Raw genomic sequence first — 11,750 nt, forward strand, 5'->3', positions numbered from 1 at the left:
AGAGGCCAGCACAGGAAAAACACCAAAAAAACCCCGGCACAGTGGCCGGGGTTTTCGTGAAACAGGCAGCAGTTTCAGCGTGCGTAGGTCATCAGCACGTCCGCAGCGGTCTGGCTGTCCACTCCCATCATCACACTCAATGCAGTGACGGTAAGGATGGAGAAGCCGAACACCTTGCGGGCCCACTTGCTGTCGTCCTCAGCCTTGTAACCACCCCAGGCCATGTACAGCCAGTACAGGCCCATGGCAGCGGCCACAGCCAGGTAGCCGAGGCCGGCGTAACCGCCGAGGGTAAGCATAAGGGTGGCGAGCACGAAGGCCAGCACGTACAGCACGATCTGCTTTTTCGCCGCGAGGATGCCACGTGCCACCGGCAGAACCGGAATGTTGGCAGCGCTGTAATCCTTGAAGCGGAAGATCGCGATGGCAAAGCTGTGCGGCATTTGCCAAAGGCTGAACATCACCAGCAGGGTTACCGCAGCCAGGTCGAAGCTGTTGCTCACGGCGCAGTAACCGATCACCGGAGGCATGGCACCCGACAGGCTGCCAACCAAGGTGCCGTGCACCGATTTACGCTTCAGCCACAGGCTGTAGAAACCGACGTAGACGACAAAGCCAATCAGTGCGCAGAACGCAGACAGCGGGTTGGCCTGGACATACAGCAGGCTGAAACCCGCCACCCCGAGCAGGGTGGCGTAGATCAGCGCGAGGGGCAGCGACATGCCGCCCTGAACCATGACACGGTTCTTGGTGCGCTCCATCTTGTGGTCGATGTCACGGTCGATGCAGTTGTTGAACACGCATCCGGACGCAACCACCAGCGAAGTACCGATCACCACCGCCAGGAACAGGGCGAAATCCACATGGCCCTTCGAGGCAAGGAAGAAACCGCCTGCCACGGAAAGCACGTTACCGAAAATGATCCCCGGTTTGGTGATTTGGATAAAGTGCTTAACGGACATGCAGTCTTACCTCACTTGGCCAACATTTCGAAGTGGATGCTGAACATGATCCACAGCGACAGGCCGACAAGCAGAGCGATCACCAGGGTGGTGAACAGGAACGTCGAAACGTTGTTGCGTTGCTCTTTCGAGCGGTCCATGTGCAGGAAGTAAACCAGGTGAACAACTACCTGGATCACGGCCATGGCAACAATGATCAGAACGGTCAGGTTCTTCGGCAGGCTGGCGGTCATGGCCAGGCCGAATGGAATCGCAGTCAGGATGATCGACAGTACAAAACCGATCATGTACGACTTGACGCTGCCGTGATTACCTTCGTGATGAGTGTCGTGTGCGTTAGCCATTACAGAACCCCCAGCAGGTAAACGACGGTGAATACGCAGATCCAGACCACGTCCAGGAAGTGCCAGAACAGGCTCAGGCAGCTCATGCGGGTCTTGGCGGTCGGCGTGATGCCGTGCTTGTTGATCTGGTACATCATGATTGCCATCCAGATCAGACCAGCAGTCACGTGCAGACCGTGGGTACCTACCAGGGCGAAGAAGCCCGACAGGAAGCCACTGCGCTGCGGGCCGAAGCCCTCGCTGATCAGGTGATGGAACTCATAGATTTCCATCGCGATGAAGCCTGCACCGAACAGGAAGGTCACAGCCAACCAGCCCAGTACGCCAGCTTTCTTGCCATCGAACATCTTCAGCATGGCGAAGCCGAAGGTGATCGAGGACAGCAGCAGGAGCAGCGTTTCAACAGCTACGAAATCGAGCTGGAAGATGTCATGACCCGACGGGCCGCCGGCAAAACTGCCGGACAGCACCGCGTAGGTGGCGAAGAGCGACGCAAACAGGATGCAGTCGGTCATCAGGTACAGCCAGAAGCCCAGTACGGTCATCTGGCCCGAGTCGTGGTGGTGGTCGTCGTGCCCATGGTCGTGACCATGAGCAGCGCCGTGCATTACTTGACTGGACATTGATTACACCCGCTCAAACGATTCGACACGTGCGCCGGCAGGCAGAGCACCTGCTTTGGCCAGCGCTTTCATACGCTCGCCTTCGATGCGCGCCACTTCTTCGGCCGGAACCATGTAGCCCTGGTCGTCACGTGCAGCGTGGCGAACGAAGACAGCGATGGTTGCAACCAGGCTCGCGCCAACCAGCCACCAGATGTGCCAGATGAAGGCGAAGCCGAAGACGGTCAGGAACAGGCCCATGAACAGACCGGTAGCGGTGTTGCTCGGCATGTGAATGGCTTCGTACTTGGCCGGGGCCTTGTACGCAACGCCTGCTTCCTTGGCTTCGTGCCAGCAGTCCAGGCCAACTTTCTCAGGCATGTGAGCGAAGTTGTAGAACGGAGGTGGCGAAGAAGTCGACCATTCCAGGGTACGGCCGCCCCATGGGTCGCCGGTCACGTCCAGGTTCTGCTTGCGGTCGCGGACCGAAACGACGATCTGGATCAGCTGGCAAGCGATACCGAACAGGATCAGCACGGCGCCGACAACGGCTACGTACAGGTAGGGTTCCCACAGTGGGTTGTCGGAGTGGTTCAGACGACGGGTCATGCCCATGAAGCCCAGGGCGTACAGCGGCATGAACGCAACGTAGAAGCCCGACAGCCAGAACCAGAAGGCAGCTTTGCCCCACTTCTCGTTCAGGGTGAAGCCGAAGGCTTTCGGGAACCAGAAGGCGAAACCGGCGATGTAGCCGAATACCGCGCCACCGATGATCACGTTGTGGAAGTGCGCAATTACGAACAGGCTGTTGTGCAGGACGAAGTCAGCACCCGGAACGGCCAGCAGTACGCCGGTCATGCCACCGATGGAGAAGGTGACCATGAAGCCCAGGGTCCAGAGCATCGGTGCGGTGAAGCGCACACGGCCTTGGTACATGGTGAACAGCCAGTTGAACAGCTTCACACCGGTCGGAATGGAGATCAGCATCGTCGCCAGGCCGAAGAAGGTGTTGACGCTGGCGCCGGCACCCATGGTGAAGAAGTGGTGCAGCCATACAGCAAAGCCGAGGATGGCGATCGCGCCCGATGCGTAAATCATCGAGTGGTGGCCGAACAGGCGTTTGCCAGAGAACGTCGAAGTGACTTCCGAGAACACGCCGAAGGCCGGCAGGATCAGGATGTAAACCTCAGGGTGACCCCACGCCCAGAACAGGTTGACGTACATCATCGGATTCCCACCAAGCTCGTTGGTGAAGATGTGGAAGTCCAGATAACGGTCAACAGTCAGAAGAGCGAGTGCAGCAGTCAGGATCGGGAACGAAGCGACGATCAGCACGTTGGCCCAGGTGCAGGTCCAGGTGAAGATCGGCATGTCCATCAGTTTCATGCCAGGTGCGCGCATCTTCATCACGGTGACGAGGAAGTTCACGCCGGTAAGCGTCGTACCCAATCCGGATAGCTGTAGCGCCCAGATGTAGTAGTCGACACCCACCCCAGGGCTGTACTGAATGCCCGCGAGCGGCGGATAGGCTACCCAGCCGGTCTTGGCGAATTCACCAACGCCCAGCGAGATGTTGACCAGCAGCACGCCTGCCAGCAGCAGGTAGAAGCTCAGGGAGTTCAGGAACGGGAAGGCAACGTCACGAGCACCGATCTGCAGAGGAACCGCCAGGTTCATCAGGCCGGTGAAGAACGGCATCGCCATGAAGATGATCATGATCACACCGTGAGCGGTGAAGATCTGGTCATAGTGTTCAGGCGGCAGATAGCCTTCGGAGCCGCCGGTTGCGGCAGCCAGCTGGGTACGCATCATGATGGCGTCGGCAAAGCCGCGCAGCAGCATGACCATCGCGACGATGATGTACATCACGCCGATCTTTTTGTGGTCGACAGTAGTCAGCCACTCGCTCCACAAGTAGGTCCACTTGCGGAAATAGGTGATAAGACCGACGACAGCGATACCGCCGAGCGCGATCATGGCAAGCGTCACCATGACTATCGGCTCGTGATAGGGTATCGCCTCCAGGCTTAATTTACCGAACATCTCTTACTCCTCTGCACCGGCAGCTGGTTGCATACTCGATTCCACACCCTTGGTTGTGGCCAGATCTTTGCTGCCTGCTTCTTCGTGGCTACGACCGCGGTTCATGCCTTCGTACTTGTCGACGATCAGCTGGAACTGCTCAGGCGAAGCCTCGCTATACAGCGCGACCGGGTTGTTTTCGCTTGGTTTGGCCAAGGCGTCGTATTCGGCCTTGTCCAGCTTCTTCGGCGACTGCTTGACTTCAGCGACCCACTTGTCGAAGTCTTCCTGAGAGGTGGCAGTAGCCTTGAATTTCATGCCGGTGAAGCCAGCACCGCTGTAGTTGGCGCTGATACCGTCGAATTCGCCGTTTTCGTTGGCGATCAGGTGCAGCTTGGTGGTCATGCCGGCCATGGCGTAGATCTGGCCGCCCAGGCCCGGGATGAAGAACGAGTTCATCACGGCGTCGGAAGTGACGCGGAAGTTGACCGGAGTGTTAGCCGGGAAGACGATCTTGTTGACCGTGGCAATGCCCTGCTCCGGGTAGATGAACAGCCACTTCCAGTCCAGCGCGACCACGTCGATCTGAATCGGCTTAACGTCCGAATCCAGCGGACGATAAGGGTCCAGCTTGTGGGTGGAGTGGTAGGTGACGTAACCCAGGGCGATGATGATCAGGATCGGGATGATCCATACCGCGGCCTCGATCTTGGTCGAGTGCGACCAGTCAGGGGTGTAGGTGGCTGCCTTGTTGGAAGCACGGTACTTCCAGGCGAACGCCAGGGTCATGATGATCACAGGGATTACCACCAGCAGCATCAGGCCGGTAGCGATCAGGATCAGGTTCTTTTGCTCAATGCCGACCTGGCCCTTCGGGTCGAGCAGGGTCCAGTTGCACCCACTGAGTAAAAGCATGCCTAAAAAGGGCAATATGCCAAACAGTCTGGGGTAACGCTTTTTACTCATCTCACGACCTCTAGATCAGCTTGCTTCAATGCAATTTGTGTTTTGGTAGCCAACACTTCGTCCTGCCAAGTGAGGCATTTCGCGCCCGTACTCGCTCCTGCCTGGGGTCCGACTGCAGGACCTTGGCTTCAAGCGGGTTAGCGGTGCTTATGGTTTCGTAGGCAACAGGCCTGTACTTCAGACCAAGTCCATTTGGTGCGGGAAAACGCGGAGGGGTGTCCGCCCGGTATCGCCGTTGGGCGAAACTTGACGAAGTCAGCAAAAAGGAGCGCTGGGGCTTCCTTCAATCCTGCGACTCGCAAGCAGTGCCGAACGGAAATTGGGGGCGATTGTAGATAGGTCGCCAACCCTTGACTATGACTTATTGAGCAACAGTCTTTTACAGAATCCGCAACAATGCTGCTCAATAATTCAACTTCGCGACAGTTTGTCGCACCCCGCTTGCTAGGCCTCAAAGCCGCATTCTGCAAGGCCTACGGGTTGATCTGGATCAAGCGGTGCGCAACTTTTCCCTCTTCTCATGCGGTGCAAAAGACCCCATGCAATTCGGGACTTTTGTCTAAGCCTGGCGTCGATTGCGGTAGATACCGAGCGGAACCAGGACGGCGGTCAGCACGAAGGCAACAAGTGCCCATTGCGCCAGCGACAGGCCGAGGATCGGCGGGTAAGGCGTACTGCAGAAGCCGTCGACCTGAAACGCCAGTGGCCACAGTTTTGCCAGTGGCAGGTCATCCACGATCGGCTGCAGGGTATCGATACCGCAACTGACCATGGGGTTGGCGAGTATATACACATGGTTGCCAGCCGCAACGATTCCGCCAATGGCACTGAGCACCACCAATGCCTCGAAGAAGGTCAGGCTGCGGCGCCCAGGCATCGCCGCAGCGATGAAGGCAAACAGGGCAATGAACAGCAACGCATAACGCTGCAGGATGCACAGCGGGCAGGGTGCCTCGCCTAGCACCACCTGCATGTAGAGGGCGCCGCCGATCAGTGAAAGGCAGATCAGCCCCAACAGCACCAGAAAGCGCCGTTCCCGATTCAGGCGCGATGTTTGTTCGTTCATTGCCGGTTCCTTCGATGGATAGTGGCAGCGTGGTCCGCCTGCCTGGGCGCAAGTCTACACGCTGGGCATGGCCTGTGAGCATGCCGAGGGAGCGTCGCGGAAGCACTGCGCAGGGCTATCCAGTGTGGCTGAGACCGGCCGCAACGACGTCGGTTCAACGCCAGGCGGCAAAAAAACGGCTGCCCAGGTGCCGCGCAGGGGCAAGCCCCTCGACACCCGGGAGTGAAGGATACCGTGATTAAAGGATGATTAAGGATGAAAGCGCAGCGCCCGGTTTCATCTTTCCTTTATATATAGGCAGAAAGGTGTGCTGCAGCGGGGGGACGAGTACTTTATAAGCCTGTACCGGCCCCTTCGCGGGTAAACCCGCTCCTACAGAGACGGCACCACATTCAAGACCGGTGCAATACCTGTGGGAGCGGGCTTGCCCGCGAAGAGGCCGGCACAGGCGCTACATCACTCCAGCGCTGCCGCCGGCCCGAAGAACTCGTAGCGGCTCTGCTGCTCCGGCACACCCAGGCCCTTCAGTTGGCGCTTTACCGCCGCCATGAAGCCCTTCGGCCCGAGGAAGTAGGCGTCCACGTCACGCTCCTGCGGCAGCCACTCGGCAAGCAGGTCTTCACTGAGCAAACCCACGGCGTCGGCCGCAGCGCCACCTTCTGGCTCGGCATAGCAGTAGAAGCGCTTGAGCTGTGGATGGCGCGCCGCCAGGCCATCGATCCAGTCCCGGAAGGCATGCACCGCGCCATTACGCGCACAGTGGATGAAATGCACCTCGCGCCGGGTTTGCAATGCTGCCTGCAGCATCGCCAGGGTCGGGGTAATGCCCACCCCTCCGCTGATCAGCACCAGCGGCTTGTCGCTGGCTGCCAGGGTGAAGTCACCCGCAGGCGGGAACAGTTTCAGGGTATCGCCCACCACCAGCTCATCGTGCAGGTAGTTGGAGACCTTGCCGCCCGCCTCGCGCTTGACGCTAATGCGGTATTCCTTGCCGTCGCACAGCGCCGACAGGGAATAGTTGCGGCGCTGCTCGGCACCGTCAATGTCAAGTTTCAGACCGATGTACTGGCCAGGTTCTGCCTTGAGCACCGGCATGCCATCCACCGGGGCGAAGTAGAACGAAACGATCTCGCTGCTTTCCTGCTCGCGGCGTACCAGGCGGAATTCACGGGTACCGCGCCAGCCACCCTCGGCCTCTTCCTTCTCTTTATAGAGGTTTTCTTCAGCGCCAATCAGAATGTCGGCCAGCTGGCCATAGGCCGCGCCCCACGCGTCGATCACCGCAGGGGTGGCAATGTCCTTGCCCAGCACTTCCTCGATGGCGCGCAGCAGGCAGCTTCCGACAATCGGGTAGTGCTCCGGCAGAATCTGCAGGGCAACATGCTTGTTGATGATCTGCCCAACCAGACCGCCCAGTTGCTCCAGCTGGTCGATATGGCGGGCATACATCAACACGCCATTAGCCAGCGCACGCGGCTGATCGCCACTGGCCTGGTGGGCCTGGTTGAACAGCGGCCGTACCTCGGGGTACTCGCTGAGCATCATCTTGTAGAAGTGGGTGGTCAGCGCTTCGCCGCCGCTTTCCAGCAGAGGTACAGTGGCCTTGATGATTGCACGTTGTTCGGCATTGAGCATTGCAACAACTCCTGAGCCTGTGGCTTCAAATGACTGCCCCTGCCATTACAGCAATCGTGCCAACTTTTATCGCCAGTAAAATCAGGGGTTTGATGCAGGTCATGTCAAAACGACCCACCCCTGCGTATAGTCATATCGACCCATAGGAGTCCATATGACTACAAAGCCACTGCTCACCACCCTGCTGCCTCTGGTCAGCGACCTGTCCCGCGATTTGCCCGACCAGGAACGCTACCGCCGCCTGTTGCAAGCCATGCGCGGCCTGCTGCCGTGCGATGCTGCAGCACTGCTGCGACTGGATGGTGAGTGGCTGGTGCCGCTGGCGGTGGATGGCCTTAGCCCCGACACCCTTGGCCGGCGCTTTCGGGTCAGCGAGCACCCGCGTTTCCAGGTACTGCTCAGCCGCCCGGAACCTACCCGTTTCGCCAGCGACTCCGAACTGCCCGACCCCTACGATGGGTTGGTCAATGCCCCCGATGCCGACCTTGAAGTGCACGACTGCATGGGCTGCCCGTTGATGGTCGATGAGCGCCCATGGGGCCTGGTCACCCTCGACGCCCTCACCCCCGGGCAGTTCCAGAGCCTGGAGCTGGATGCCCTGCAGGCCTTTGCCAGCCTGGCTGCCGCCACCGTTACCGTGGCCGAGCGTATCGAACACCTGGCCCTGCGTGCCGAAGACGAACACCATCGCGCCGAGCTCTACCGCCAGGCCAGCGGCCAGGATAGAGAGCTGATTGGCCAGAGCGCGGCGCACAAACGTCTGGTGGAGGAAATCCGTCTGGTCGGCAGCAGCGACCTGACCGTGCTGATCACCGGCGAAACCGGGGTCGGCAAGGAGCTGGTGGCCCAGGCCCTGCACCGGGCCAGTAGCCGCGCCGACAAGCCGCTGATCAGCCTCAACTGCGCCGCCCTGCCCGACACCTTGGTGGAAAGCGAACTGTTCGGTCATGTGCGCGGCGCCTTCACCGGCGCGCATGGCGAGCGCCGCGGCAAGTTCGAACTGGCCAACGGCGGCACACTGTTCCTCGACGAAGTGGGCGAACTGCCGCTGACGGTCCAGGCCAAGCTGTTACGCGTGCTGCAAAGCGGCCAACTGCAGCGCCTGGGTTCGGACCGCGAGCACAGGGTGGACGTGCGCCTGATCGCCGCGACCAACCGCGACCTGGCTGCCGAGGTGCGTACGGGCAACTTCCGCGCCGACTTCTATCACCGCCTCAGCGTATACCCGCTGCACGTGCCACCGTTGCGCGAACGTGGGCGAGACGTGCTGCTATTAGCGGGCTACTTCCTCGAACAGAACCGTTCACGGCTTGGCCTGAACAGCCTGCGCCTGAGCCATGAGGCCCAAGCCGCGCTGATCGCCTACGACTGGCCAGGCAATGTGCGCGAACTGGAACACCTGATCGGCCGCTCGGCACTCAAGGCGCTAGGCCAGCACCCTGATCGGCCACGTATCCTCACCCTCGAAGCCATCGACCTGGACCTGCGTGTGTCGGCAGCCACGTCAGGCACGCTGCCCTCCCCCACTGAAGCGCTGCAAGTGGTCACCCCGCCTGAAGGCGGATTGCGTGAAGCCGTCGATATTTACCAGCGACAGCTGATCGAAGCCTGCCTGCAGCGGCATCAGGACAACTGGGCAGCAGCAGCTCGCGAACTCGGTCTGGACCGCGCAAACCTGAGCCGTTTGGCCCGCAGGCTAGGGCTTCGCTGAGGCTGTTCTACCAAAGGATTAACCCAGAAAGCCATCTGGTTGCTTCCCCACCGGCTGCTATATCTCCCTAACCACCCGTTTGTCGACTACCTGGTCGAGGCTGTGCGTAAGACCCCTGACAGGGCTCTGTTACGCCGGTTATGGCCCGAACACTCGGGCCGGGGGATCCGGATATCAGCAGGGAGCATCCATGGACAACATCGTCGTCGCCGATAAGCAATCCGAAGTCGCCACTCAGAGCGCCTGGGGCAATATCAATCTCAAAGCACCAAGCGTCGTGCAGATACCGGTATCTCCAGACAAAGTGGCAACGGTCACCCAGCGCGGACAGGACCTGATCGTCACCCTGAAGTCGGGGGAAAAGGTCACCATCGGTAACTTCTTCGCCGTGGACCAGGCCGGGGTCGGCAGCGATATGGTCTTCGTCGGCGAAGACGGCACCCTGTGGCATGCCCAGTACGATGCGGCAGCTTTCACCGGTTTCACCTTCGAAGAAGTGGCCTCGCTGGACGAACTGGTCGCAGGCATCGGTACTGCAGGCAGCGCCATGCCAACTTGGGCGATTGCCGGGCTCAGCCTGCTCGGCGTGGGCGGTGCAGCAGCAGCGGCGGACAATGGAGGCGGGGGCAGCAGCGGCGGTTCCGACCCCGACACCAGCGCACCGGCCACACCGATCGACCTGCTGGTTTCGCCGGATGGCTTGCGTCTGACGGGCCGTGGCGAAGCAGGCACCACGGTGAACATCCGCGACGCCGCCGGCAACCTGATCGGCAGCGGGACAGTGGGTGCCGACGGCAACTTCAACGTGACGTTGAATGCGCCGCAGATCAACAGCGAAAACCTTGATGTCACCCTGACCGACGCCGCCGGCAATGTCTCGGCGCCTGGCACTGTCACTGCGCCGGACGCAACTGCACCACTGGCGCCGACCGACCTGGCTATCAATGAACAGGGCACCACCCTCACCGGCCGTGCCGAGCCCGGCTCGACGGTTTCCGTGCAAGGCGCTGGTGGCGTATTGCTGGGCACTGCGGTGGCCGGTGCGGACGGCCAGTTCAGCATTACCCTGCAACCGCCACAAAGCGACGGCCAGGCCCTGGAGGTCAGCGCCGCAGATGCGGCAGGCAATAGCTCGCCAGTTGCCAACATCACGGCACCGGACGTCGACACCCCTGATACTACAGCCCCTGAACAACCGACCGACCTGGCCCTGGCCGATGGCGTCACCTTCACCGGTCGCGGAGAGCCCGGCGCTACCGTGCAGGTGCGCGATGCTGGCGGCAACCTGATTGGCACCGGTGTCGTCGGTGCCGACGGCCTGTTCAGCCTCTCCCTGTCGCCTGCCCAGGCCAATGGTGAAGCACTCGATGTGCGTCTGGTGGATGCCGCCGGTAACAGCTCTGCCCCATTGCAATTCGATGCGCCGGACATTACCCCGCCCGATGCGGTGAGCAACATTGCCGTCGGCGCTGAGGGCCTGGCCCTGAGCGGTCGCGGCGAGCCCGGCGCCACCGTCGAAGTTCGCGATGCCAATGGCACCGTGATCGGCACGGGTGTTGTGGGAGCCAATGGCACCTTCCTGATCGATCTGGATCCGGCCGCTCAGCCAGGCGAGCAGTTGAGCCTGGTGCAGACCGACCCAAGCGGCAATGCTTCGGTGGCTACCGAGTACGACGTACCATTGACCACCGCGCCCGACAGCCCGAGCAATCTGGCCATCGATGCTGATGGCACCACCCTCACCGGTACCGCGCCGGCTGGCAGTCGTGTTGAAGTGCATGACGCCAACGGCACGCTGATTGGCAGTGTGGTGGCAGGCCCCGACGGCAGCTTCACCGTCACCCTCGACCCGCCTCAGGCCAACGGCGAACTGCTGGACGTGGTCGCCATCGATGACGGCGGCGTTTCCTCGCTGCCTACCCAGATCACCGCACCGGATATCACCGCCCCTGCCGCACCGACCGAACTGGCCGTGAGCGCGGACGGCAGCGTTATCACCGGCCGCGCCGAACCGGGCAGCACCGTGCGCATCGTGGCTGCCGACGGTACCGAACTGGGTACTGCCTTGGTCGGCCCGACCGGCGTGTTCAGCCTCAACCTCAATCCGCCACAAGTTGACGGCGAAGTGCTGCAGGCCACCGCGACCGATGCCGCTGGCAACACATCGCCAAGCAGCGCAGTCACCGCACCGGATATCGACGGGATCGATACCACGCCACCCGCAGCCCCGACTGACTTGGTGATCGGTCTTGCCGGCAGCCAGCTCAGCGGTCGAGGCGAAGCCGGCTCTACCGTGCAGGTACGTGATGCGGCAGGCAACATCCTCGCGACCGGCACCGTCGCTGCAGATGGCACCTTCGTCATCGCCCTGGACCCTGCCGTGAACGACGGCAGCACCTTGCAAGTCACCCTCACCGATGCCGCCGGCAACGTATCCCAACC

Annotated in this window: 9 protein-coding genes; 2 read left to right on the forward strand and 7 right to left on the reverse strand. The window is 61.0% G+C overall.

Annotated features, from left to right (window positions below):
* Positions 1–74 precede the first annotated feature (74 nt).
* The 7 genes from cyoE to hmpA all read right to left on the reverse strand — a co-directional run bounded on the left by cyoE (position 75) and on the right by hmpA (position 7,597).
* Entirely contained in the window at positions 75–962 is an 888-nt protein-coding gene (gene cyoE, locus ACF8FG_RS04110) for a heme o synthase (RefSeq protein WP_003248596.1), read from the reverse strand.
* 11 nt (positions 963–973) lie between these two features.
* On the reverse strand, positions 974–1,306 hold the full coding sequence (gene cyoD, locus ACF8FG_RS04115) for a cytochrome o ubiquinol oxidase subunit IV (protein WP_003248599.1): 333 nt from the start codon (positions 1,304–1,306) through the stop codon (positions 974–976).
* Complete coding sequence (gene cyoC, locus ACF8FG_RS04120) at positions 1,306–1,929, reverse strand: cytochrome o ubiquinol oxidase subunit III (protein ID WP_019436939.1); 624 nt, start codon at positions 1,927–1,929, stop codon at positions 1,306–1,308. The genes cyoD and cyoC overlap by 1 nt, the downstream gene beginning before the upstream one ends.
* A 3-nt stretch (positions 1,930–1,932) precedes the next feature.
* On the reverse strand, positions 1,933–3,951 hold the full coding sequence (cyoB, locus tag ACF8FG_RS04125) for a cytochrome o ubiquinol oxidase subunit I (protein WP_014589727.1): 2,019 nt from the start codon (positions 3,949–3,951) through the stop codon (positions 1,933–1,935).
* 3 nt (positions 3,952–3,954) lie between these two features.
* Positions 3,955–4,896 carry a ubiquinol oxidase subunit II gene (gene cyoA / locus ACF8FG_RS04130; RefSeq protein WP_003248605.1) on the reverse strand — a complete coding sequence of 314 codons (942 nt, stop codon included), beginning with the start codon at positions 4,894–4,896 and terminating at the stop codon, positions 3,955–3,957.
* A gap of 559 nt (positions 4,897–5,455) precedes the next feature.
* Positions 5,456–5,962, reverse strand: a complete 507-nt coding sequence (locus ACF8FG_RS04135; protein WP_014589725.1) for a disulfide bond formation protein B — start codon at positions 5,960–5,962, stop codon at positions 5,456–5,458.
* 456 nt (positions 5,963–6,418) lie between these two features.
* Positions 6,419–7,597, reverse strand: coding sequence for an NO-inducible flavohemoprotein (gene hmpA, locus ACF8FG_RS04140; protein ID WP_012051223.1), 1,179 nt, complete (start codon positions 7,595–7,597; stop codon positions 6,419–6,421).
* A 154-nt stretch (positions 7,598–7,751) separates the two neighbouring features.
* Here hmpA and norR point away from each other — a divergent pair, with 154 nt between their 5' ends.
* A complete protein-coding gene (norR, locus tag ACF8FG_RS04145; RefSeq protein ID WP_014589724.1) occupies positions 7,752–9,308 on the forward strand; it encodes a nitric oxide reductase transcriptional regulator NorR in 1,557 nt (518 codons plus the stop codon).
* Between the two features lie 190 nt (positions 9,309–9,498).
* On the forward strand, positions 9,499–11,750 hold a 2,252-nt coding region (locus tag ACF8FG_RS04150), incomplete at its 3' end, for an Ig-like domain-containing protein (protein ID WP_392518612.1).

Source organism: Pseudomonas sp. YQ_6, from assembly GCF_043103245.1.
GTDB lineage: Bacteria > Pseudomonadota > Gammaproteobacteria > Pseudomonadales > Pseudomonadaceae > Aquipseudomonas > Aquipseudomonas alloputida.